23 protein-coding genes are annotated in these 22,630 nt (G+C 63.8%); 15 read left to right on the top strand and 8 right to left on the bottom strand.

Annotated elements, in window-relative coordinates; all coding sequences use genetic code 11:
- From mshB to MHX52_RS08150, 5 genes are all read left to right on the top strand, one after another.
- Complete coding sequence (gene mshB / locus MHX52_RS08170; RefSeq protein ID WP_239317605.1) at positions 1–1,005, top strand: N-acetyl-1-D-myo-inositol-2-amino-2-deoxy-alpha-D-glucopyranoside deacetylase; 1,005 nt, start codon at positions 1–3, stop codon at positions 1,003–1,005.
- A 74-nt stretch (positions 1,006–1,079) separates the two neighbouring features.
- The gene (locus tag MHX52_RS08165) at positions 1,080–1,529 is read left to right on the top strand and encodes a hypothetical protein (RefSeq protein ID WP_237746326.1); all 450 of its coding nucleotides are present in this window, start codon (positions 1,080–1,082) and stop codon (positions 1,527–1,529) included.
- Positions 1,530–1,598: 69 nt separating this feature from the next.
- Complete coding sequence (gene fdxA, locus MHX52_RS08160; protein ID WP_011273859.1) at positions 1,599–1,916, top strand: ferredoxin; 318 nt, start codon at positions 1,599–1,601, stop codon at positions 1,914–1,916.
- Between the two features lie 92 nt (positions 1,917–2,008).
- Positions 2,009–3,145: a succinyldiaminopimelate transaminase gene (gene dapC, locus MHX52_RS08155; protein ID WP_070488171.1), complete on the top strand. Its 1,137-nt coding sequence runs from the start codon at positions 2,009–2,011 to the stop codon at positions 3,143–3,145.
- Between the two features lie 27 nt (positions 3,146–3,172).
- On the top strand, positions 3,173–4,099 hold the full coding sequence (locus MHX52_RS08150) for a pseudouridine synthase (RefSeq protein WP_239317603.1): 927 nt from the start codon (positions 3,173–3,175) through the stop codon (positions 4,097–4,099).
- Between the two features lie 23 nt (positions 4,100–4,122).
- Here the strand turns inward: MHX52_RS08150 and dapD are convergent, their stop codons facing one another.
- Both dapD and MHX52_RS08140 read right to left on the bottom strand, forming a co-directional pair.
- Entirely contained in the window at positions 4,123–5,145 is a 1,023-nt protein-coding gene (gene dapD / locus MHX52_RS08145; RefSeq protein WP_049050337.1) for a 2,3,4,5-tetrahydropyridine-2,6-dicarboxylate N-succinyltransferase, read from the bottom strand.
- A 29-nt stretch (positions 5,146–5,174) separates the two neighbouring features.
- Positions 5,175–6,644 (bottom strand): amino acid permease, encoded by a 1,470-nt coding sequence (locus MHX52_RS08140; RefSeq protein WP_070488168.1) that lies wholly within the window; start codon positions 6,642–6,644, stop codon positions 5,175–5,177.
- 136 nt (positions 6,645–6,780) lie between these two features.
- Between MHX52_RS08140 and dapE the strand changes: the two genes are divergently transcribed.
- The 5 genes from dapE to MHX52_RS08115 all read left to right on the top strand — a co-directional run bounded on the left by dapE (position 6,781) and on the right by MHX52_RS08115 (position 11,958).
- Positions 6,781–7,935, top strand: coding sequence for a succinyl-diaminopimelate desuccinylase (dapE, locus tag MHX52_RS08135; protein ID WP_239317601.1), 1,155 nt, complete (start codon positions 6,781–6,783; stop codon positions 7,933–7,935).
- A gap of 164 nt (positions 7,936–8,099) precedes the next feature.
- Positions 8,100–8,981 carry a TIGR00730 family Rossman fold protein gene (locus MHX52_RS08130; protein ID WP_239317599.1) on the top strand — a complete coding sequence of 294 codons (882 nt, stop codon included), beginning with the start codon at positions 8,100–8,102 and terminating at the stop codon, positions 8,979–8,981.
- 49 nt (positions 8,982–9,030) lie between these two features.
- Positions 9,031–9,441 (top strand): DivIVA domain-containing protein, encoded by a 411-nt coding sequence (locus tag MHX52_RS08125; RefSeq protein WP_080722714.1) that lies wholly within the window; start codon positions 9,031–9,033, stop codon positions 9,439–9,441.
- A 3-nt stretch (positions 9,442–9,444) separates the two neighbouring features.
- On the top strand, positions 9,445–10,923 hold the full coding sequence (locus MHX52_RS08120; protein WP_239317597.1) for a M17 family metallopeptidase: 1,479 nt from the start codon (positions 9,445–9,447) through the stop codon (positions 10,921–10,923).
- Positions 10,924–11,082: 159 nt separating this feature from the next.
- Complete coding sequence (locus MHX52_RS08115; protein ID WP_035005593.1) at positions 11,083–11,958, top strand: methyltransferase domain-containing protein; 876 nt, start codon at positions 11,083–11,085, stop codon at positions 11,956–11,958.
- Between the two features lie 43 nt (positions 11,959–12,001).
- Here MHX52_RS08115 and MHX52_RS08110 read toward each other — a convergent pair whose 3' ends face one another.
- Both MHX52_RS08110 and glgA read right to left on the bottom strand, forming a co-directional pair.
- A complete protein-coding gene (locus MHX52_RS08110; protein ID WP_239317595.1) occupies positions 12,002–13,591 on the bottom strand; it encodes a GH32 C-terminal domain-containing protein in 1,590 nt (529 codons plus the stop codon).
- A gap of 15 nt (positions 13,592–13,606) precedes the next feature.
- Positions 13,607–14,791 carry a glycogen synthase gene (glgA, locus tag MHX52_RS08105; RefSeq protein WP_239317593.1) on the bottom strand — a complete coding sequence of 395 codons (1,185 nt, stop codon included), beginning with the start codon at positions 14,789–14,791 and terminating at the stop codon, positions 13,607–13,609.
- A gap of 146 nt (positions 14,792–14,937) precedes the next feature.
- On the opposite strand from glgA, the gene glgC reads away from it, so the two are divergent.
- Positions 14,938–16,155, top strand: a complete 1,218-nt coding sequence (gene glgC / locus MHX52_RS08100) for a glucose-1-phosphate adenylyltransferase (RefSeq protein ID WP_035005597.1) — start codon at positions 14,938–14,940, stop codon at positions 16,153–16,155.
- A gap of 112 nt (positions 16,156–16,267) precedes the next feature.
- Here the strand turns inward: glgC and MHX52_RS08095 are convergent, their stop codons facing one another.
- Positions 16,268–16,948 (bottom strand): O-methyltransferase, encoded by a 681-nt coding sequence (locus MHX52_RS08095; RefSeq protein WP_239317590.1) that lies wholly within the window; start codon positions 16,946–16,948, stop codon positions 16,268–16,270.
- Between the two features lie 205 nt (positions 16,949–17,153).
- On the opposite strand from MHX52_RS08095, the gene sigE reads away from it, so the two are divergent.
- From sigE to tatB, 3 genes are all read left to right on the top strand, one after another.
- Positions 17,154–17,738, top strand: a complete 585-nt coding sequence (sigE, locus tag MHX52_RS08090; RefSeq protein ID WP_035005601.1) for an RNA polymerase sigma factor SigE — start codon at positions 17,154–17,156, stop codon at positions 17,736–17,738.
- Between the two features lie 90 nt (positions 17,739–17,828).
- Positions 17,829–18,197, top strand: coding sequence for a zf-HC2 domain-containing protein (locus tag MHX52_RS08085; RefSeq protein ID WP_035005604.1), 369 nt, complete (start codon positions 17,829–17,831; stop codon positions 18,195–18,197).
- A 36-nt stretch (positions 18,198–18,233) separates the two neighbouring features.
- The gene (gene tatB, locus MHX52_RS08080; protein WP_239317587.1) at positions 18,234–18,821 is read left to right on the top strand and encodes a Sec-independent protein translocase subunit TatB; all 588 of its coding nucleotides are present in this window, start codon (positions 18,234–18,236) and stop codon (positions 18,819–18,821) included.
- 45 nt (positions 18,822–18,866) lie between these two features.
- Here the strand turns inward: tatB and MHX52_RS08075 are convergent, their stop codons facing one another.
- From MHX52_RS08075 to MHX52_RS08065, 3 genes are all read right to left on the bottom strand, one after another.
- Positions 18,867–19,997: an Mrp/NBP35 family ATP-binding protein gene (locus tag MHX52_RS08075; protein ID WP_070488153.1), complete on the bottom strand. Its 1,131-nt coding sequence runs from the start codon at positions 19,995–19,997 to the stop codon at positions 18,867–18,869.
- Positions 19,998–20,062: 65 nt separating this feature from the next.
- Positions 20,063–20,599 (bottom strand): DUF1003 domain-containing protein, encoded by a 537-nt coding sequence (locus MHX52_RS08070; protein WP_070488151.1) that lies wholly within the window; start codon positions 20,597–20,599, stop codon positions 20,063–20,065.
- Between the two features lie 7 nt (positions 20,600–20,606).
- The gene (locus MHX52_RS08065) at positions 20,607–21,920 is read right to left on the bottom strand and encodes a magnesium transporter MgtE N-terminal domain-containing protein (protein WP_239317585.1); all 1,314 of its coding nucleotides are present in this window, start codon (positions 21,918–21,920) and stop codon (positions 20,607–20,609) included.
- A gap of 101 nt (positions 21,921–22,021) precedes the next feature.
- On the opposite strand from MHX52_RS08065, the gene MHX52_RS08060 reads away from it, so the two are divergent.
- Positions 22,022–22,621 (top strand): hypothetical protein, encoded by a 600-nt coding sequence (locus tag MHX52_RS08060; RefSeq protein WP_239317583.1) that lies wholly within the window; start codon positions 22,022–22,024, stop codon positions 22,619–22,621.
- Positions 22,622–22,630: the final 9 nt, after the last annotated feature.

Raw genomic sequence — 22,630 nt, 5'->3', positions numbered from 1 at the left:
GTGACCAGCACCCCCGCCGAAACGCAGAGGATCACCGTAATGGCGGTGCATGCGCACCCGGATGACGAAACCCTGTGGACGGGGCTGGCGCTGGCTAAGGCGCGGCGGTTGGGCCACGACGTTTCTGTGGTCACCTGCACCCTCGGCGAGGAAGGCGAGGTTATCGGGGAGAAGTACCAAGCTCTTGTGGACGCCCAGCAGTACGAACACGGCACGGGAATGCTCGGTGGTTACCGTATTGCTGAGCTGCAGCGGGCGCTCAGTGCGCTGGGTGTGCAGCACGGGCCAAACCTTCTGGGCGGCTGCGGTGCCTGGCGGGATTCGGGCATGGAAGGCAGCGAGTCCATCCGCCACCCGCGGGCTTTTGCGCACGAGGGGGAGGCTGCGCAAGATTTGCTGGAGCTGCAGGTCGAGCAGCTGATTGAGCAGATTCAGCGCGTCCGGCCGGAGGTGATTCTGACGTACGCTGCCGACGGTGGCTACGGGCACCCGGACCACAAGCGGGCGCACCGCATTGTGCACGAGGCCGTGCGGCAGCTGAGCGGCGCGGGTGCGGAAGGTGCTGGCGCAGACGTCTTCGTTCCCAGCCAGGTGCTGTGGTGCGTGACGGAGGACGAGAAGTTCGCCGAGGGCATGCAGGGCCTCGAGGAGGACCCGGCGGCCGTGCCCGAAGGCTGGACTTTGCCTGCCGCAGGGGAGATCGCGACCGTGCCGTCTGCGGAGGTCGATCTGGTGATTCATGGCACCGCAGAGGACGTGGCGGCCAAGCAGGCCGCTATGCGCGCTCACGCCACCCAGATTTGGGTGGCTGATGGCATGGCCTCGGACGTCAATGACCAGGTGCGGGACTCTAACCCGCCGGCATCCACAGCAATCACTCTGTTCTGTCTGTCGAACCTCATTACCCAGCCGCTGCTGGACAGCGAAAGCTATCGTCTGGGCTGGACGGCCCCCGGCGTGCCCGAGGATTTCTTCGCCCGCGCGCTGGGGGAGCAGCCGGCCTGAGACGGCTGGGGACTTAAGCCCTAAACCGCGTTGCCTTGGAGGTCCGGCGGGGTAGGGCACTAGGATGGATCGACGTGAACGCGAAGAAGGACGAGCCCAACTGGGGACACCCCACCAAGAGCCAGGCACGCCAGGATACAACGCGCGCTGAGCGCATTTCCGGCATCGTTTGGCTCTCTATCGGCGCGCTGTTCGGGCTGTTCATCAGCGTTTTATACATTGGCTCGCGCATCACGGTGGGGGACACACTGGTGCCGCTGCCGTGGACCATCCTGTTTGCGTTCTTCTTCAACCGCGCGGTGACGAAAACCGCGCTTCTGTGGACTGATAACAAGCTGGTTGCGGGCATTCCCGCGCTGGTGTGGCTGGCCGGTTATCTGCTGGCGGTGATGTGGCCGGAGCTGCCTTTCGGCGAGGCGACGCTAATGCCGCAGACTGTGTGGTCTATGCTGCTGTTTGTGGTCGGTATGGCAGCGGCCGCGTGGCCGCTTCGCCCTCAGTTTTCACTGGAACCGCTGAAGTGACAGAATAGAAGCTCGAAGAGAGCTCTGTGGAGTATGACGAACTTTCCAGAAAGGGTAGGTATTTAGACGATGACCTACACGATTGCGCAGCCCTGTGTAGACGTATTGGACCGCGCTTGCGTAGAAGAGTGCCCCGTTGACTGCATCTACGAGGGCAAGCGCATGCTGTACATCCACCCGGACGAGTGCGTGGACTGTGGCGCCTGCGAGCCGGTCTGCCCGGTTGAGGCCATCTTCTACGAGGATGACGTGCCGGACGAGTGGGAAGAGTACAACGACGCGAACGCCGCCTTCTTCGACGATCTGGGTTCCCCGGGCGGCGCCGCCAAGCTGGGGCCGCAGGACTTCGACGCGGAGCTTATCGCCAACCTGCCGCCGCAGGCTTAGGTTTTATTCGCCTATCTGCTTTTTCTTTATTGACGCCCACACTTGCACCGGTTAGCGCCGGGCGCACTAAGCAGGCGGTATAAAGTACAAGCATGACCTTCAAGCGCACCAAAGTAGCCGACCGACTGCCCGACTTCCCGTGGGACTCGCTTGCCGAAGCTAAGGCCAAGGCGACCAGCCACCCAGATGGGATCGTGGATTTGTCGGTCGGCACTCCTGTAGATCCGGTCTCCCCGGCCATTCAGCTGGCGCTGACGGAATCCGCCGCGGAGCCGGGGTACCCGCAGACGAAGGGCACCCCGGAGCTGCGGGAAGCCATCGTGGGGGCGATGGAGCGGCGCTTCCAGGTGCGGGGCTTAGATGCCGATACCCAGGTACTGCCGGTGATCGGCACCAAGGAGGCCATCGCCTGGATGCCCACTCTGTTGGGAATCGGCGCGGGCCACACGGTAGTGATCCCGGAGTTGGCCTACCCGACCTACGAGGTCTCTGCCCGCCTGGCCGGGGCTGACGTGCTACGCAGCGATTCGCTGCTGAAGCTGGGGCCGCAGACTCCGGCGCTGATCTACCTGAACTCCCCGGCGAACCCGCACGGCCAGGTGCTGGGCGTGGATCACCTGCGCAAGTTCGTGGAGTTCGCCCGGGAACGTGGCACGATCATTGTCTCCGACGAGTGCTACCTGGGCCTGGGGTGGGGCGAGGAGCGCCCCGTCTCGATCCTCGATCCGGAGGTGTGCGGGGGAGACTTCACCAACCTAATTGCGGTGCACTCGCTGTCGAAGACCTCCAACCTGGCGTCTTATCGCGCTGGCTGGCTGGCCGGCGACGGCGAGCTGATCCAGGAGCTGCTGGGCATCCGCCGCCACGCGGGTCTAATGAACCCCGGACCCATTCAGTCCGCGATGGTGGCCGCCCTGGTGGAGGATGGTCACGAGATTCTGCAGAAGCAGCTGTACTGCCACCGCCGCGACCTGCTGAAGGCAGCCCTGCTGCAGGCTGGCTTCGACATCGAATACTCCGACGGTGGCCTGTACCTGTGGGCCACGCAGGGCCGCGACGGTCGCGAAACTGTCGCCGAGCTGGCCGATAAGGGCATCCTCGTTGCCCCGGGCGATTTCTACGGCCCGAAGGGCAAGAACTTCGTTCGCGTGGGTCTCACCGCCACCGACGAGCGGATCGAGGCCGCTGTCCGTCGCCTGACCGGCGAAGATCCCGCAGCCGCCCAGTAGCGGGAGCTCTGAGCCCTCATCCCGGCCTTGCAACGCTGGCGCCCGCCGCCGCGCCACGGCGTATCCGCCGTTAAAGCCATGCTGAGTGGCCGCGTTCCCGACGATGGCCGCACCTACCTGGCCGCCGCTGCGGGCGATTCACCCTACGCACCCGGCGCGTTGTTGGCCCCGGGGCTTGTTCTTTCGGGTCGGACGCCCACATGGGTCTATCCCGACTTCCCAGAAGAACCCGCAGAGCTGTTGGCGGCGGACATTCCTGTGCTGTACTCCGGCCCGGATGCCGTGGTAGTGGACAAACCCCATGGTTTGCCGTCCACTCCAAATGGCAAGCTGCTGCGCGCAACCGCACAGTCCCTGATGCGCGTACGGCTGCAGGAGCCCGAATTGGTGGCAGCCCACCGGCTGGACCGGGACACTCGCGGCCTGCTGGTGCTCGCGCGCAACCCGGGCACCCGTGGGTTCCTGCAGACCCAATTCCAGCGCCGGGAGGTCTCTAAGACCTACCAGGCGCTGGCCGCGGACATTCCGGAGATTGGGCCGCAGTGGCAGGAAGTGCGGTTGCCGATGCTGAAGATCAAGGACGACCCGCAGGTGAAGGTGGTGGACGGGGAGCGGGCACGGCTGACCATCACGCGCATTCGGAAGCTCGCCAGCAGTGCCTGTGTAGAAGCCATATCTGCGGATGCTACCCATGCGGGCACTCCCACCGCCGTGTATGAGCTACAGCCCCGGACCGGGTACACGCACCAGCTGCGGGTACTGATGAATCACCTGGGCGCTCCCATCTACGGCGATGACACGTACCCGGAGTACCGTCCCGGGGCGGGCGCGTTGCGCTTGCGCGCCGTCGCTATTGAGTTGGCGCTGGAGGCGTCAATAAGAAACAGGCAGCGCATCGAAATCGAGCGCTGCCTGGAAGACCCGTGGTCTCAGTGGGGAGCTGAGCCTGGTTAGTGCACGGGCTAGGGGTACGGAACTTAGTTGGCGTGCAGGGCCTCGTTGAGCTCGACGGCGGAGGCGTTTGCGACGGCCTCGACCGCGCCGGAGATGGAGTTGCGGCGGAACAGAATGCCGCTGGCGCCGGAAAGCTCGGAGGCCTTGACGGATTCGCCTGCCTGCTTGCCCAACTGCTTGGCCACCTCGTCGGTCAGGGTGATCTTGGTGCCAAAGGTGATGTACAGACCGGCCTCGACTGTGACGTCGTCGCCCAGGGAAATGCCCACGCCGGAGTTCGCGCCCAGAAGGCAACGCTCGCCGATGGAGATGACCTCCTTGCCACCGCCGGACAGAGTGCCCATGACGGAAGCGCCGCCGCCGATATCGGAGCCGTCGCCCACGACCACGCCACCAGAGATGCGACCCTCGACCATGGAGGAGCCCAGCGTGCCCGCGTTGAAGTTGATGAAGCCCTCGTGCATAACAGTTGTGCCCTCGGCCAGGTGGGCGCCCAGGCGCACGCGGTCTGCATCGCCGATACGCACGCCAGTGGGAACCACGTAATCCACCATGCGCGGGAACTTATCCACGCTGTAAACCGTCACCGGGCCGCGCTCGGCCTGCAGGCGGGCGCGGACAGACTCGAAACCGGGGACGGCGCACGGGCCGTGGTTCGTCCACACAACGTTGCTAAGCAGACCGAACAGGCCATCCAAGTTGCAGCCATGGGGCTGGATCTTGCGGCCGGAGATCAGGTGCAGGCGCAGGTAGGCGTCGTGCGCATCGGCGGGCGGAGCATCCAGATCGGCGATGGTAGTGGTCACCGCTACGCGGCGGGTGCCACGGACCTCGTCTGTGCCGACGAGGTTGGCCAGGGGACGGAAGGAATCAGGGGCGGAGGTGCTGGCGTCAGTAAGATCGAGCACCTGCGTGCCCGCCTCAGCGGTACCAGCATCAGTGGCACCAGCAGCGGCCGAGCCGAGATCGAACTCGAAGAACCAGGTGTCCAGCACCTCGCCGGAATCGGTCAGAGTGGCAAATCCATTTCCATAAGCAGAAGTCATGGTTGCCGATCCTACATATGAGTTTGTACCTATGTGGTGGAGTCGCTGTCTGCGGCGGTGGTCGTGTTAGTGGCCGTAGTAGTGGACGCAGCGGTGCCAGCACTGTCTTCGGCCTCCTGCGGTCCCTGCGTCTTCTGCAGCGCCAGGCCGATCAGGCTCAGGACAACAAAGGCGACGGCGACGGTGATGACCTGCAAACGGGCGCCCTCGTCGAAGAGCATCAGAACCATCAGGGCGATGAGTGCTAGGAACGTCAGCCAGGGCAGCACAGGGTAGCCCCACATGCGTACGGAGAGGCTGCCGTCGCGTTCGAAGGTCGGGCGCAGCTTGATCTCCGACAAGACGATAACCATCCAGATCACCAGCAGCGTGCCGCCGACGGCGTTGAACAGGATCTTGATCAGGTCCTCTGGACCCCACACCTGCAGCGCAACGGAGACGAAAGCGAAGAACAGGGAGCACCACACGGCGCGGTAAGGCACCTTCTGGGCGTTGGTCTTGCGGAACCAGCGCGGCGCGTTGCGTTCCTGGGAGAAGCTGTACATCAGGCGGCTGGTGGCATAAATCTGCGCGTTGAAGGCCGACAGCAAAGCCAGGACGATCACGACCTCCATGATCTCCACGATGCCCGGGATCTGGGCGAAGGCCAGGATGCGGGTGAACGGAGACTCCTCAGCGGACTCGGCCTCACCCAAGGTGTCGAAAGGCAGCAGGGCGGTGATCAGGAAGACACTGCCCAGGTAGAAAATGGAGATACGCCAGATGACGGCGCGCACGGCGGCGGCGATGGAGTTCGCCGGATCCTTCGACTCCGCGGCGGCGATGGTCACGATCTCGATGCCACCGAAGGCGAAGGCCACAGCCAGCAGGCCTACCGCCATGCCGGAGATGCCGTTGGGGGCGAAGTCAGAGAAGTTGCTCAGCCCGGGGGAGTCGTAGCTGGGGAACAGCCCCAGCAGCAGACCCGTACCGATAACCAGGAAGATGATGATAACCGCGACCTTGATGAAGGCGAACCAGTACTCGAACTCGCCGAAGCCGCGCACACCCGCCAGGTTCACGATGGTGAACAACACCACGCACACCAGGCCGGGGATCCACCCGTCCACGCCGAACCACGCGCCCATAATCGCGCCCGCGCCGGTAATCTCGGCGCCCATCACCATGATCAGCATGAACCAGTACAGCCAGCCCAGGGCGAAGCCATTCCAGCGGCCGAAGGCCATCTGGCCGTAGGTGGCGAAGGTGCCCGAGGCCGGGCGGGCGGCGGCGAGCTCGCCCAGCATCTGCATCACGGCGATAACCACGATGCCGGCGACGATATAGGAAAGCAGCACCGCCGGGCCTGCGGCCTGGATGCCCACGCCGGTGCCGAGGAACAGCCCGGCGCCCACAGCCGAGCCCAAGCCCATCATGGTCAGGTGGCGGGTCTCTAGGCTGTGACCCAGCTGGTTAGAGGTGCCTTCCGCGGCACCTGAATCGGAGTTTCGAGTCTTCATACCAGAATTAGAACACAACCGTTCTTGTTAAAGGCCAGCATGGGTACTTTTAGCCCCTGTGGCGGGTAGTTTTCACCCTGCAGAACACCCGCCTGCCCCCGACGGCGGGCTGCCAGCTGGTCTAGGATCGCAAGCAATGAATACTGCAGAACCTTCAGAATCTTCCAAAACTTCAGCGCCTTCCATCGACTTGGTCGCCGGGGCGGTCCCTCTTACCCGCCAGCTCGTTGACATCTACAGCGAGTCGCACCACGAGCAGGAGATCGCCGACGCTGTCGAGCCCGCCCTGCGTGACATCGAGAACGTAGAGGTCACGCGCCGGGGAAACACCCTGGTCGCGCGCACCCATCGCGGCCTTGGGGATCGGGTGATTCTGGCGGGCCACCTGGATACCGTGCCGCCGGCGGATAACCTGCCCTCGCGCCTGGGGCCGGACCCGGAGACGGGGGAGCAGACCATCTTCGGCCTCGGCTCCGTGGACATGAAATCTGGCGCTGCTTGTTATGCACATGCCTTCGCCACCCTGGCCAACTCCCCGGATCTGGCCTGTGATCTGACGCTGGTTCTCTACGAGGGCGAGGAAGTGGCCACCAAGTACAACGGCCTGAACCACCTGGTGCAGTCCGACCCCGACCTGTTGGCGGGCGATCTGGCGCTGCTGGGCGAGCCGTCCGGGGCGATGATCGAAGCTGGCTGCCAGGGAACCATCCGCGTGAAGGTCACCGCCCTGGGAGCTCGCGCGCACTCCGCTCGCAGCTGGCTCGGCCACAACGCGCTCCACGATCTGGCCCGTGTGCTGGTGCGCGTGGCGGATTATGAGCCGCAGGACGTGGAGATCGACGGCCTGACCTACAAGGAGGGCCTCAACGCGGTCGTTGCCGAATCCGGCGTGGCCACCAACACCATTCCCGATGAGGCCTGGGCTTTCATCAACTTCCGCTACGCGCCGAACCGCAGCGTGGACGAGGCTCTGGCGCACCTGTACGAGGTGCTGCAGGTGGGCACGCCCGATAGCCCCGCCGAGGGTTTCTCTGTCTTTCTTGATGACGCCGCAGCCGCAGCCGCCCCAGGCTTGAACCAACCCTTCGCGGCGAAATTGGTGGAAGCCACCGGTGGGCGGGTGCGGCCGAAATATGGCTGGACCGACGTGGCCCGTTTCACCGAGCTGGGCATCCCCGCCGTGAACTTCGGCCCCGGCGACCCGGGGCTGTGTCACACGAAGGACGAGCGCTGCCCGGTGGCGCAGATCGAAGAGGTCAGCCGCCAGTTGATCCAGTTCCTCTCCCGCTAGATCCTCTCCACCTATTTCCCCGCGAGTGCCATAGGGGAAAGGCGTGTGCTGGGTGGAGGGGTGATGGCGTCAAATCCATAACGAGCGCCACGAGGCTGCAACCAGTAGCGTGAGAAGCACAAAGAAGTATAAGGATCGACCAGACATTTAAGGCACACGAACGCATGACTACCAGCGAAAACAACCGAGAATTCCGTCTCCGCGGACCGATGCTGCTGCGCGGCAAGAGGCACAGCCAGAAGCAGAAGTCCACCACGGACCAGCGACTGCTGGGGGAGCAGGCCAGCATTGACTGGCTGCACACTGATCCGTGGCGCGTGATGCGCATCCAGTCCGAATTTGTTGACGGTTTCGGTGCGCTGGCGAAGATCCCGAAGGCGATAACTGTGTTCGGCTCCGCGCGCGTCAAGCCGGGCCACGAGTACTACGAAAAGGGCCGGGAGCTAGGACGACTGATCAACGAGGCCGGCTACGCGACGATCACCGGCGGCGGGCCGGGCCTGATGGAAGCCCCGAACCGCGGTGCGCAGGAATCCGGCGGCATGTCCATCGGCCTGGGTATCGAGCTCCCCATGGAACAGGGTATGAACCAGTGGGTGGACCTGGGGCTAAACTTCCGCTATTTCTTCGTGCGCAAGACCATGTTCCTGAAGTACTCGCAGGCATTCATCTGCCTGCCCGGTGGCTACGGCACCCTGGATGAGCTGTTCGAGGCACTGGTGATGGTGCAGACGGAGAAGATCCGTAAATTCCCGATAGTTCTGATCGGCAAGGAGTTCTGGGGCGGGCTAGTCGACTGGATCCACGATCGACTGGTCGAGGAGGGCATGATCTCCCCAGAGGACGTGGACCTGTTCCACGTCACCGATGATCCGGCCGAGGCCGTGCAGATCTGCGTGGACGCACACGATAACCACGTGCGGAAGTTGAGGATCCGCCAGGAGGAACTGGCTCTGGAGCAAGAGCGGATCGACGCAGAGCTGGAGCGTTTCGGTGACGAGGCGGAGCTGGCCGAGGGGTCGAAGGGGAAGCCGGGAACCAAGTAAGCCCCTACAAGCCGCCGAAACGAGCCTCTGAGGCGGTAGATTAATAGGTATGTTTTGGTTGTTGTCTCTCGTCGGAGCGTTCCTCGTCGGCGCGCTCCTGGTTTATCTACTCGGTACTGTGTTCGGCCGCGGTGAGGCGCTGCCGCCCGTGACCGCGGGGAACGCAAAGCTACAGCACTGGGAGAACCTGGAGAACGGCCCGCTGACCGCCGAGGGGATCCGGGATGCCGGATTCTCGCTGGAGATTCGCGGCTACAACCAGGCTGAAGTGGACTTCTACATCGACCGGCTCGCCGGACGCATCAAGGAGCTGGAGCAGCAGGTCGGCGGCGCGGCTCACGCCCCGGAGAACCATGCCCCGGAGAACCACGCTGCAGAAGATAGCGCTGCAGACACAAGCATTGCCGAAGAATACATCGCCGAAGAATACATCGCAGAACCCCGTGAACAGGAGCGTTAAGCAATGGCACCGATCCCAAGCATTCCCCAGAAAGTGACCCGTGTGACGATCGGCCCGCGCGCGGAGGGCTCCGAGATCATCGAAACCCAGGTGAAGGTCGCACCTGGCGCGAACGCGCCGGGCGAGGTCGAGCTGGATGCCTCAGGCCAGTTTGTGGCCTGGGTGCCCACCGAGCCGAGCCGCCCGCTGGACCTCAGCGATGGCCGGGAGTTCCTGGAAGACGGCTGGCGGGGCGCCGGTGCCCGGCTGGTGCGCCGCATCGGCAAGGTCGTCGACGGCCACCCCGTGCGCGCGAAGAAGCACATTGTGCAGGTGCACCTGCCGGAGGAGTTCACCCCCGCCAACGTCCGCTCCCTGGTCATCGGCCTGATCGTCGGCAACCACAGCTTCGTCACCACCAATAAGCGCAAGCCCGCCCGCGTGCGCGATGTCCACATCGTGCTGCCGGAAGGCTACGAGTTCAACGGCTTCGACACCGCCGACTACGTCGCTGCGGTGAAGGAGGGCAAGGCCTTGGGCAAGGCGACCTGCCTGTCCCGCGATCTGGCGAATGCACCTGCCAACGTGAAGTCCCCGGAGTGGCTGGCCACCCAGGCAAAGAAGGCCGTGGAGGACCTGGACGGTGTGAAGGTGCGCCTGCGCGACGCGGGCTGGCTCAAGGACAAGGGCTTCGGTGGCATTTTGGCCGTCGGCGGGGGATCCTCCCGCCCGCCGATGCTGATCGAGCTGGTGTGGGATCCGCAGAAGGTGGATCAGCGCCGCCGCCGTCGCACCGCTGTGCTGGTGGGCAAGGGCGTGACCTTCGATACGGGCGGTATCAGTGTGAAGCCGGCCGTGGGCATGGACACGATGCGTACCGACATGACCGGCGGGGCCAGCGTCATCGCCGCCTTCCGTGCCCTGGCCGAGCAGCAGGTTCCCCGCAAGGTCGTGGCGCTGATCCCGACGGCGGAGAACATGATCGATGGAAAGTCCTACCGCCCCGGCGACGTGGTGGAGCACTATGGCGGCCTGACCTCCGAGGTGACGAACACCGATGCCGAAGGCCGCATGATCCTGGCCGATGCGGTCAGCTACGGAGCCAAGAAGTACAAGCCCGCCGCCGTGGTGACCGTAGCGACGCTGACAGGGGCGGCCAAGGTGGCGCTGGGACTGCGAACGGGCGCTGTGTTCTCCGATAACTGGGGTGCGGGCGTCAAGCTCGCCCGTCGCGGCGCCATAGTGGGAGAGCGCTGGTGGCCGATGCCGATGCAGGAGTACCTGGAGGAAAACGTGACCTCCAAGATCGCCGACGTGCGCCAGACCCCGAAGGGGCCGGGCGCGACCACCGCCGCGATGTTCCTGCGCCGCTTCACTCGTGGCGTGCCGCTGATCCACCTGGACATCGCCGGCCCGGGCCGCGCGGAATCCACCTACGACGAAGTCACTCCGGTGGGCACAGGCTTCGGCGCGCGCACGCTGGTGCAGTGGTTGATGCATTAGCCGGTTAAGGCGCTAGTTCCAGTGGCGCCCCAGACTGTCCGCGGGTATGCACCAGCCCGATATACATTTCGGGCGGTGGACAGTTTACGATGGGGTGGTCGTTTGTTCGCTCCCGCCTAGCGGGAGCCTCGTTAAAAATTTTCAGGAAGGAATCTGTTCGTGCTTGCAGATGTCATTGACCTCCTTGCCGACCCCGTAGATGGTTCGCGCTTGAGCGCCGGTGATGACGAGTGGCGCACTCTGGTTTCCGAATCCGGCCACAGCTATGACGTCGCGCGACAGGGGTATGTGACTCTCGCGGGTGGTTCCGGCCTGCGTTATTCGGGCGACGATGCGTCGATGATTGACGCTCGCGAGACCTTCCTGTCCGGCGGACACTTCGCCCCCTTCGTGGAGGCCGTGACCGCCAACGTTGAGAATGTGCTGGACGACGGGAACGTCGCCGCTGAGCACGCCCCGTCCATCGTGGAGATCGGCGCTGGTACGGGCTACTACCTGGCGCACACCCTCGACACGATCGAGCGCTCTCGCGGCGTAGGCATCGACGTTTCTACTGCGGCGGCGAAGCGCCTGGCCACGTCGCACTCTCGGGTCGGGGCTGTCGTGGCCGACGCCTGGTCGCGCCTCCCGATTCTTTCGGAAAGTGTTGACGCCATCATGGTTGTCTTCGCACCGCGTAATGCGGCAGAGTTTGCCCGCATCCTTACGCCGGAGGGACAGGTGGTTGTCCTGACCGCGGACGTCGGCCACCTGGGTGAGCTGCGTGAGCCGCTGGGCATTCTGGATGTGGAGGAAGGCAAGGTGGAGCGGATGATCAACCAGGCTTCCGGCCACCTGGTGCCGGTGGGGGAGCCGGAGCACATCGAGTTCCCGATGCAGCTGGATCAGGCTTCCATTGCCGCGCAGATCGGCATGAGCCCCTCTGCACGCCACATCCACCCGGATGTCCTGCAGGAGCGCATCGCCGCGTTGCCGGAGACCATGGAGGTCACGGCCCGCGCAGCCATCACGCGCCTGGCGAAGGCTAACCGCTAGTGCCGCGGTAGCACTGAGCTAGCCTCGCGCTGCCGAGTGGCCGCTAGTCCTCGTCGAGGATTCCCTCGGCCACGTCGCGATCCGCGATGAGAGCCTCGGCCATGTAGCGCTCCTGCTCCTCTGGGGAGGTCAGGCCCGCCTGCATCCGCATCAGGTGCCGGCCGGCGGTCTGCATAGAGGAGATGATCTTTGCCCCGCCCGTAGCGCGCACGTCGATGTCGGAGATCTGTGAGTGTGCCGGAATTGCGCTGGTGAGCGTCACCGCGCCACCGTCGGCGAAGATCTCGCACACCGGGCCGTCGAGGAAGATCGTCAGCGTATCGGAATCTGCATCCTTCAGCGGGGCGGTGCGAGTGTCCACGCCCAGGCGGGTGACGGATACAGCGTCGTTGGTGTAGCTGATGGTTGCGATGACCTGCCCGGAATCGTCCGTCACGTCGACGTCGACACTGCCCTCGGTCGCATCCAGCTGGGCGGTCCAGAGGAATGCATAGTCAGAGAACGTGCGCACGGCGGTCGGGGCGCCGACGATGTCCTGGAAAAGCTCGCCGTCCACCAGCGTGAGGTAACGCGGTGCCGACAGGCAGTTCGCCCACTGCCCATCCAGCGAAGGGTGGGCGCCCACCAGGCCGAACATCACTGGGGTGGAGTGGTCGATCACGCGGGGGCGCGTGAAGTCGTGGCCAAAGTCGATGACAGTGTAGGGGCTGGTCAGGCTGAACGACGTGCCGCTGAGGTTGCCGACGATGTAGCCCGCGACCTCATCGGATTCCCCAGCGTCGCCGGGGAAGGTCACGAACAGGACGTCGCGGCGGACGGAAGAGCCGGCGTCCACCATAGAAACAATGCGCGGCGCGAACGGGCGGCCGGGGCGTAGGGCGGCCTCGGCGGGCAGCTCGATGGGCCCCAGAACGCGCCAGTGCTGGCGGTCGGCGGAGCGCAGGACGACAATCTGCGCGTCCTTGTCGCCGGTGAGGGAGAGGGCGACCATGAGCCATTCCTCGTCGGGGTTGGCGGGATCGTCGTGGCGAATCACGCTGGGGGTCACCAGGTTTTCCACTGGGAAGGCGGAATCGTCGATGTCGATGGGTCCCAGGCGGCGGACGTGGGGATCTGGCAGGCTCGGATCGTCCGAAACCTCCGTGGCCTCCATCAAGTTCGGGATTTCCGCGCGCTCGATAGTGAAGGTGCGCGGGCCGCGCTGACCGTGGGGGATGTCCGCTGCCAGAGCCTGGTCTGCGGATGCCTCGGCCGTGGCGCGGGTGGTGACGAAGAACAGCTCGGCTCCGAGGCCTAGTGGGACTGCCGCGCCGGCGAGGACGTCCACCTCGGCGCCGTTGGAGCCATTGTTGCCGGCATTTTGAGCAGCATCGTGGGCAGCATCGCCCTGCTCGGGGAACCCCTGGTTCGGAACTACGACGTCGTCGCAGATGTCCCAGTCGTACGTCGCCTCCGAGGCCACCTGGTGCGCCCAACGCGATCCCTCAGCGGCGCGGGGACGGAACTGGTGGAAAACATGCAGGGCGTGGCCCGTGAAGACGGCGCCTGCGGGGGCTTCCAGCACCCCCGTTTCTGCGGTGACGTGCAGTTCCGGGCGGTGCTTATGGGAGGAAGAGTGCATGCTCCCATTCATACCAGCGGATTGTGTTTAAAGCAGAGACCTGTAAACGTCCACGGTCTGCTCGGCGATGGTGGCCCAACTGAAGGTCGTTACCGCGCGCTGGCGGCCGGCCTCACCGAAGGCTCGCACCTTCTGCTGATCCGCCACGAGCGCATTCGTCGCGTCGGCCAGTCCACGTTCGAAGGTCTCCGCGTCGTTCTCGTCGTAGTGAACCAGGGTGCCGGTCTCGCCGTCGACGACAACCTCAGGAATGCCGCCCACGTCGGAGGCCACAACGGCCGTGCCGCACGCCATGGCTTCTAGGTTCACGATGCCCAGCGGTTCGTAGATGGAGGGGCACAGGAACGCATCGGAGGCCGACAGGATCTCCTGCAGGTTCGGCTTGTCCATCATTTCCTTTACCCAGTACACGCCGTCGCGCTCTGCCTGCAGCTTCTCAACAAGTGCGGTGACCTCGGCCTCGATCTCCGGGGTATCCGGCGCGCCGGCGCACAGCACAACCTGGATCTCTGGGTCGAGGTGCGCGACCGCCTTGAGCAGGTGGGGCACGCCCTTTTGTCGCGTGATGCGTCCGACGAAGGAGACGATAGGACGATTGGGGTCGACGCCCAGTTCCGTGAGTACGGATCGATTGCCAGCCTCCACGGCCGCCTCGAAGGTTGGGCGGGGTTGCCACAGCTCGGAGTCAATGCCGTTGAGGACGACGTGGATGCGGTCCGGGTCGATGGCCGGGTATGCGTCGAGGATGGATTCTTTCATTTTCGCGGACACGGCGATGACGGCATCCGCGTTCTCCATCGCGTTCTTCTCCGACCAAGAGGAGACGTCGTATCCGCCGCCGAGCTGCTCGCGCTTCCACGGGCGGTGCGGCTCCAGGGAGTGAGCGGTGGCCACGTGGGGGATGCCGTTCAGCAGGCCGCCGACGTGGCCTCCCAGGCCGGTGTACCAGGTGTGGGAGTGGACAACCTCGGCGTCGCCCAGAGAGTTCGCCATGCGCAGGCCGGTGGAAAGGGTCTTGATGGAACCGTTGGCCTCGGCAAGCTCCGGATCTACGCCGTGGACGTAGACATCCTGCTCCTCGCGCGGCCCGCCCATGCAGTGCACGTCCACGTGCTCGAGCTTCCGCATGTAACGAACCAACTCGGTGACGTGCACGCCGGCACCACCGTAAATCTCTGGGGGATATTCCTTTGTCAGCATGGCGATACGCATGCCTCCAGATTAACCGCGCGAGGCGCTACGTGTCCTGGCAACCAAACGGGCTGTTCATGACGGGTAACTAATTAGGGGGCACCGGGTGGTTACCCGATTGGCTGCTTGGCAAGCAAAAGTAAAGCTGTGTCGCTAGGTTGGAAAGTGTGAAGAGCAGATCGAACGTCCTGTCCATTGTCCTTGCCGGTGGCGAGGGGAAGCGTCTTTACCCTTTCACCGCTGACCGCGCTAAGCCCGCCGTCCCCTTCGGCGGTAACTATCGCCTGATCGACTTCGTGCTATCTAACCTGGTCAACGCCGGTTACTACAAGATCTGCGTGTTGACTCAGTACAAGTCGCACTCCCTTGACCGCCACATCTCTCAGTCGTGGCAGCTGTCCGGCCTGACCGGCCAGTACATCACCCCGGTTCCGGCGCAGCAGCGACTGGGCAAGCGTTGGTTCACTGGTTCTGCGGACGCAATTTTGCAGTCCCTCAACCTGGTGTACGACGAGCAGCCGGATTACATCATCGTGTTCGGTGCGGATCACGTCTACCGCATGGACCCGGAGCAGATGGTGCAGGAGCACATCAAGAGCGGTGCTGGAGTGACCGTCGCCGGCCTGCGCGTTCCGCGTCACGAAGCGACGGCATTCGGCGTGATCCAGGCGGACGACGATAACAAGATTGAGCAGTTCTTGGAGAAGCCTGCGGAGCCGCCGAGCGTGCCGGACGACCCGGAAGTCTCCTTTGCCTCCATGGGTAACTACGTCTTCACTGCGCAGACGCTGATTGACGCGCTGAAGGAGGATTCCGAGGACGAGAACTCCAACCACGACATGGGCGGCGACATCATCCCGCGCCTGGTCGACCGTGGAGAGGCCTACGTGTATGACTTCTCCAACAACTATGTGCCGGGCGAGACCGAGCGTGACAAGGGCTATTGGCGCGATGTGGGTACCGTCGATGCGTTCTACGAGGCTCACATGGACCTGATCAGCGTGCACCCGGTGTTCAACCTGTACAACCAGCAGTGGCCGATCCACACCGCGGAGACGGGCAACCTGCCGCCCGCGAAGTTCGTCAAGGGCGGCATTGCTCAGTCTTCGATGGTTTCGGCGGGCTGCATCATCTCCGCCGGAACGGTGCGCAATTCCGTTCTGAGCGAGAACGTGATCGTGGAAGAGGGCGCCTCTGTCGAAGGCTGTGTGATCATGCCGGGCGTGCGCATCGGCCGTGGAGCCGTCGTGCGCCACGCGATCATCGACAAGAACGTTCAGGTTTCCGCAGGAGAGATCATCGGCGTGGATCGTGCCCGCGACCAGGATCGCTTCACCATCTCTAAGGGTGGCGTGGTCTGCATCGGCAAGAACGTAGTGGTATAACGCAGTCGACTAGCGCTGTTGTCTAGCGTGGTCGTAAAAAGCCAACCGCACCGGGAAGAACTGCGCCAGGAAGAATCCCCGCACCCTGCAGACTGGGCGCGGGGATTTCTTGTTAGCTGGTCTTGGTGATCAGCGTGGCGCCGGCGCCGAGGGGGAGGCGGGAGATCTTGGCGTTGTCCAGCTCGCGGAAGAACTGATCTGCCTCGCGGGCGCGCATAGTCTGCCGGTCGGTGTGGCTTTCGTCGCCGACCAGGCCGTCCATCAGGCTATCCAGCAGGATCAGCACGCCACCGGTGCGCAGGGCGGGGAGCGTGGATTCCACGATGGCCGTGAACTCTTCCGTGGCTGCCTCTGCGACAGCGATGTCGTAGCTATCGTTCGCCAGTCGGCGAATAACATCCAGCGGTGCGCTGGGGAGGAAGCGGAAGGTATTCGAGCGCTGGCCTGCGTTGGCAAAAGCCTGCTTGGCCAGCTGCTGGTGCTGCACCTCCGGCTCGATGCAGGTCAGGTGGCCTTCCACCTGGGCTGCACTCAGCCCCTTAAACAGGTGCAGGCCAATCACACCGCTGGCGGGGGAAACAATAATGCCGGTGGGGGTGTGCCCCTGGGCAGCGGCGTTCGCGCCAGCGCGGGTGGCGATGAACTCCAAAAACTCGGCAGTCATCGCATCGGGGGTGAGCAGACCGAACTCTTCTGCGGCCTCGACGGCAGCGGTGGTCACCTCGTCCGGCTCGGTGGTCGCCCGGACGTACTCACGGATGGCCTCAATGGGGGAAGATGATGCAGCATTCACGCTTCCACACGATAGGCCAGGAATGCGTCGATGTTGTACTTACCCTCGGCATGTCAGACGGTGGCGTCAAAAATAGAAAAGAGAGTAAACAGAAGTGACCGAAGTGACGAACTTTCTTTGCTCCCCCGATAGGGGTAAAATCCTCACAGGAAACTGCCAGGTGAGCAGCACAACTTTTTGAGGACGATTAGCCATAATTACGGTCATGAACGCAGACCAGAACCCCGTTCCGCGAACCACCGCCGAGTTCGACGCAGGGACGGGTGAGCTTCCGACCTGGGGGGAACTGGTCGCAGAGCACGCCGACAGTGTGTACCGCCTGGCCTACCGGCTCGCGGGTAACCAGCAGGATGCAGAAGACCTCACACAGGACACGTTCATGCGTGTCTTCCGCAGCCTGAAGAGCTACCAGCCGGGCACCTTTGAAGGCTGGCTGCACCGCATCACCACCAACCTGTTCCTAGACATGGTCCGGCGCCGCGCGAAGATCCGCATGGAGGCGCTGCCGGAGGATTACGACCGTATCGAAGGTGGCATCGCCGACCCCGCGGCCACGTTCGAGCTCAACAATCTCGACCCGGCGCTGGAGCAGGCACTGGATCAGCTGGCTCCCGAATACCGCGTGGCGGTCGTCCTGTGCGACGGGCTGGGCATGAGCTACGACGAGATTTCCCAGACGCTCGGCATCAAGATGGGCACCGTCCGCTCCCGCATCCACCGCGCCCGCGCGCAACTTCGGGGTAACCTGGAGCGTAACCATGGCGAACTGGTTTTCACCGGCCAGTCCTAGCTCGGTCTAGGTCTGGCTTAGCTGCTACCGGTAGCTAAGAAACTTAGAACGTAAACGCAACTGGGACATGCAGAAAGGCAGGTAGGGCACGTGACATCTTTCGTAGAGAATTTTCCGGGGGAGCTGTCCGTAGACCACCTGTCCACCGAAGCCATCGCCGCGCTGGTTGATGGGGAGCTTTCCCGCCGCGCCGAACACCGCGCGAAGATCCACCTGGTGCACTGCGAAAGCTGCCGGGCGGAGGTGCGCGCCCAGCGCAGCGCGGCGCACCGTCTGCGGGAGCACGCCTCGGCCGTGCACACCCCCGGCGGACTGATGGAAAAGCTGCAGCGCATTCCGGATGAGTGCGACGAAGACGAGGCCCCGCATCGCTTCTCCGTCGATGGCTGCCGCCGCCCCGAAACTCTCGTCGACCGCGTAGATCTGCTACTGCGGAAGCTCCCCTTCCTCGGCAAGTAAAGTGAAAGTCTCTACGGAGTAAGTTAGGTTAGACAGGTGTTTTCCAATGTAGGTTGGGGCGAAGTCCTCGTACTCTTGATCGTTGCGCTATTCCTGATCGGCCCGGAGCGCCTGCCGGGGCTTATCAAGGAGGTTCGCGCGATGTTGCTGGCGGTGCGTAAGGCCGTATCGCAGGCAAAGGAGCAGATCGACGGGGAGCTGGGGGAAGACTTCCGCGAGTTTTCCAAGCCGCTGCAAGAACTCAACTCGGTGCGCCAGATGGGCGCGAAGGGTTTCATCACCAAGACGCTTCTGGATGACGACGATAGCTTCCTGACCTCCTTCAACGAGACGAAGCAGGATGTGAAGGACACCGTCGATACGGTGCGCAAGCCGAACCTGCGCGAGTCCCTTAAGGCTGACAAGAACAAGAGCTCTGCGCAGCTCCAGCCTGCCCCTGCCAGTGGTAGCGCGGACAACGGCGGGATTGCTGTGACCCAGCAGTCCAACGCAGGAGAGTCCCGCTCTGGCGTGGATTCCCCGGTTGCTGATGCTGCCGAGCAGCTGACGGGGGATGCGGGGAACACGGATTCTGCTAAAGAAAAGCCCTCCGCACCCGGCTACGGGTGGGAGGACGTGACCTAGGCTCTTTGTTTGGGCGCTGTGCTTGGGCGCTGTGGCCTGTTTCGTTTATTTCTTTGTGACGCCGAGGTTCAGCGACTTACCTGCCAGCGAACTGCGGCGCACCGCCAGCTGATCGGCGATTCCACCGAAGGCGATGGTGGCCGGCGAGTTCGGCTCGGACAGAACGATTGGGTTGCCCAGGTCGCCACCGACGCGGAGGTTCGGATCCAGCGGGATCTGGCCCATCAGTGGCACCTTGGCGCCGGTGATCTGGGAAAGGCGGTCGGCGACGAACTGGCCGCCACCGGAGCCGAAGACCTCCATGCGGGAGCCGTCCGGCATGTCCATCCAGCTCATGTTCTCGATCACGCCGCCGATGCGCTGGCGGGTCTGCTGGGAGATTGAGCCGGCGCGCTCCGCAACCTCTGCGGCGGCGGCCTGCGGGGTGGTGACGATAAGCAGCTCGGCATTCGGCACCAGCTGTGCCACCGAGATCGCCACGTCGCCGGTGCCCGGGGGTAGGTCCAGCAGCAGGATGTCCAGGTCGCCCCAGAAGACGTCGGCCAGGAACTGCTGGATTGCGCGGTGCAGCATCGGGCCACGCCACACGACGGGGGAGTTGTCGCCGATGAAGTGGCCGATGGAGATCAGCTTCACGCCGTGCGCCTGCAGCGGCATGATCATCTCGTCCACCTGGTGCGGCTTGTCCGTAGAGCCCATGAGGCCGGGGACGGAGTGGCCGTAGATGTCAGCGTCGATCACGCCGACCTTGAGGCCACGCTTCTGCAGCGCGACAGCCAGGTTCACGGTGACGCTGGACTTGCCCACGCCGCCCTTACCGGAGGCGACTGCAAATACTCGGGTGGTGGAATCGGCCTGGGCGAAGGGGATCACCGGGTCGGCCGAGTCACCGCGCACCATCTGGCGGACGTTACGGCGCTGCTCGTCGCTCATCACGTCGGTGGTGACCGTGACGTTTTCCACGCCTTCGACAGAAGCCGCGGCCTCGCGCGTTTTTTCCGTCAGGTGGTTTTTCATCGGGCAGCCGGCGATCGTCAGGTAGATCTCCACGGCGACATCACTACCGTTGATGTCGATGGACTTCACCATGCCGAGATCCGTGATCGTGCGGTTTAGTTCAGGATCCTCTACGCGGGATAGCGCGCTGCGTACAGCGGATTCAGTGACTTGGGACATGATGGGTTTCAGTCTATCGAACGACTGGCGAGACGTTAATTTGGCCTCGCCTGCGGGTGCCGGGGTTAGTCCTCGCGCGCATCCCCGCGGGCTTCTTCATCGCGGCGGGAGTCGTCGATCTTGTCGTCGATGCGCTGCAGGATGTCGTTGAGCTCCTCCAGCTCGCGGCGCAGGTAATCGCGCGTGACGGTCTCGCCCACGGCAATGCGCACGCTGGCGACCTCGCGGGCCAGGAACTCCGTATCGGCCTTGGTCTCCGCGGCACGTCGACGGTCCTCATCCAGGCTGACGCGGTCACGGTCGTCCTGGCGGTTCTGCGCCAGCAGAATCAGCGGCGCGGCGTAAGCCGCCTGGGTGGAGAAGGCGAGGTTCAGCAGGATGAACGGGTAGGGGTCCCAGTTCCACCACATGCCGCCCAGGTTCAGGGCGATCCAGGCGACCACGATGACGGTCTGATAGAAGAGGTACTTGCCGGTTCCCAGGAAGCGGGCGATGTTCTCGGCTACCCGACCCACTCCATCGCCATCCAGGTTGAACTTCTTCTTCTGGCGCGTGGCATCGGTTGGGGTATCGAGATCCGCGCGGGAAAACTTGCGAGCCATAGTGGGCCTATACCTCCTTCACTTCTGAGTTGGCCGGTGTTGACGTCGCCGACGCTGCTGGAGAATCCACACGCCAGTCTTCCTCACGCCAGTCCTCCGGCAGCATGTGGTCCAGCAGGTCATCGACGCTCACGGCCCCCAGCAGGTGCTGGTCGTGATCCAGCACCGGGCCGCACACCAGGTTGTATGTCGCAAAGTAACGCGCCGCGGTCTCCTGGCTGTCTTCGGCGAACAACGCCGGCAGCTCCAGATCTAGGATGCCGCCGATCAGGGAGGACGGGGGTTCCCGCAGCAACTTCTGCAGGTGGACACAGCCCAGGTACTTGCCTGTCGGGGTGGCTTGGGGAGGCCGTACAACAAAGATTAGGGAAGACAGGGAAGTCGGCAGCTCTGGATTGCGCGCGTGGGCGAGAGCTTCGGCGACGGTGGCTTGGGGCGTCAAAATGATCGGCTCGGGCGTCATCAACGCACCCACAGTTTCGGGCGAGAAGTCCATGAGACGACGGACGGGCTCCGACTCCTCGGGATCCATCAGCTCCAGCAGGACGTCCGAGGTGTCCTCCGGCAGCTCGGCCAGAATATCGGCGGCATCGTCCGGATCCATCTCCTCCAGGACGTCCGCAGCGCGTTCGATGTTCAGATGTTCAAGAATCTCCGCCTGATCGTCGTCCGGCATCTCGGCCAGCACATCCGCCAGACGCTCATCGTCCAGCTCGGAAGCGATCTTGTTGCGTCGCGCATCGTCCATCTCCACCAGGGCGTTCGCCACGTCGGCGTTGCGCATCTGCTGGAACGAGGCGATCAGCTCCGCATCCTGGTTCACCGCGCCCGTGCCCGAGGCGTGGAGACCCTGGATGTGCTCGATCGGGATGACGTCGATTGACGTCTTGCGGCCCAAACGGCTTCGCTGAGTCACGGCCAGATTGCGGATCTTCCACTCGCGGCGACGGCTGCGAGTGAGCTCCACGTCCGTGATCTCCACGACCTTGCCATGCAGCTCCTCGTGCCCTGGATCGTCCGTGTGCACCTTCGAACCAATGAGGTCCTCGAAAATCGTCAGCTCCGCAGAGCGGGACTTAAAGGGGCGCAGGTTCACCGAACTGGACGTGGTGGTGATGTCCGTGCCGGTGATCGTTGCGATGCGGAGCATCGGGAGGAAGATCTTGCGTTTGTTCGCAATCTCCACCACCAAGCCCAAGGCAGTCGCATTGTCGCCGTGGATGGTGATGACGACATCGCGGACACGGCCGACGGACTCGCCATCCGGCCCCAGCACAACAAGGCCGGCCAAACGTCCTGCATAAACACGACTAGTACTCATGGGTACTTAGGTTACTTCATAGCCACCACGGGGTAGAATGTGGCGAGTTAGTAGGCGCATGGATAGCGTACGGCGAACAAAGGGGCAAGATAGAGATGCGAATGCTGGGCGGGCGAAACGTGGCGTCAATAATCGCGACAGCAACCTGCCTGGCAGCCATCGGTGGCCTGACGGCCTGTGCTGAAGAACAGCCCGAGCCCTTCCTGATTGGGGTGCCGGAGAAGCCAGTGGGCGATGCACCGATGCCCGAGCGCTACGCCGATGCTTTCGCTCGCTACCTGGTGCGGGAGCTCAACGGTGAGGATCGTAAGGGAGAGCGCCAGCCTGTACCGGCGGACCTGCGAGTACGGCAGCTACGCACCGGGGAAATTAACGTTACCTTCGGCTGTACGGGCGAACTGCTGGAACTGCTGGACCGCAACCGGGCGATGGAGCTGCGTCAGGAACTGAAGAAGGCCCACAACGGGGAAGATGGCAGCGGGGAAAATGTGGATGAGAAGTACCTCGTCTACGACGAGCTGCTGAGCTCCCTTCCGCAGGAGGTTGGAGCGACTTTGCCCGGGGTAGCCACCCCCTGCTCGGATACTTCGCTGCCGCAGGACGCAGTGGTGCTATACGCGAAGCGGGTGATCGGGCGCGACGAGCTCCGGCAATTGAACTCCGTTGCGACGGGGACGTCGATGGAGATGCTCGGGGCCTAAACACGAAAA

The sequence above is a fragment of the Corynebacterium sp. ACRQJ genome (assembly GCF_022346045.1).
In the GTDB taxonomy this organism is placed as follows: Bacteria; Actinomycetota; Actinomycetes; order Mycobacteriales; family Mycobacteriaceae; genus Corynebacterium; species Corynebacterium evansiae.
This window is presented reverse-complemented; position numbering and strand designations above follow the sequence as displayed.

Coding starts and splice junctions, on each gene's coding strand:
- sigE (WP_035005601.1), top strand. CDS start 17,154: ATGAACGCAGACCAGAACCCCGTTCCGCGAACCACCGCCGAGTTCGAC.
- MHX52_RS08110 (WP_239317595.1), bottom strand. CDS start 13,591: ATGAATGGGAGCATGCACTCTTCCTCCCATAAGCACCGCCCGGAACTG.
- MHX52_RS08130 (WP_239317599.1), top strand. CDS start 8,100: ATGACTACCAGCGAAAACAACCGAGAATTCCGTCTCCGCGGACCGATG.
- fdxA (WP_011273859.1), top strand. CDS start 1,599: ATGACCTACACGATTGCGCAGCCCTGTGTAGACGTATTGGACCGCGCT.
- MHX52_RS08070 (WP_070488151.1), bottom strand. CDS start 20,599: ATGGCTCGCAAGTTTTCCCGCGCGGATCTCGATACCCCAACCGATGCC.
- dapC (WP_070488171.1), top strand. CDS start 2,009: ATGACCTTCAAGCGCACCAAAGTAGCCGACCGACTGCCCGACTTCCCG.
- dapE (WP_239317601.1), top strand. CDS start 6,781: ATGAATACTGCAGAACCTTCAGAATCTTCCAAAACTTCAGCGCCTTCC.
- MHX52_RS08125 (WP_080722714.1), top strand. CDS start 9,031: ATGTTTTGGTTGTTGTCTCTCGTCGGAGCGTTCCTCGTCGGCGCGCTC.
- MHX52_RS08065 (WP_239317585.1), bottom strand. CDS start 21,920: ATGAGTACTAGTCGTGTTTATGCAGGACGTTTGGCCGGCCTTGTTGTG.
- MHX52_RS08060 (WP_239317583.1), top strand. CDS start 22,022: ATGCTGGGCGGGCGAAACGTGGCGTCAATAATCGCGACAGCAACCTGC.
- MHX52_RS08140 (WP_070488168.1), bottom strand. CDS start 6,644: ATGAAGACTCGAAACTCCGATTCAGGTGCCGCGGAAGGCACCTCTAAC.
- dapD (WP_049050337.1), bottom strand. CDS start 5,145: ATGACTTCTGCTTATGGAAATGGATTTGCCACTCTGACCGATTCCGGC.
- MHX52_RS08120 (WP_239317597.1), top strand. CDS start 9,445: ATGGCACCGATCCCAAGCATTCCCCAGAAAGTGACCCGTGTGACGATC.
- glgA (WP_239317593.1), bottom strand. CDS start 14,791: ATGCGTATCGCCATGCTGACAAAGGAATATCCCCCAGAGATTTACGGT.
- MHX52_RS08075 (WP_070488153.1), bottom strand. CDS start 19,997: ATGTCCCAAGTCACTGAATCCGCTGTACGCAGCGCGCTATCCCGCGTA.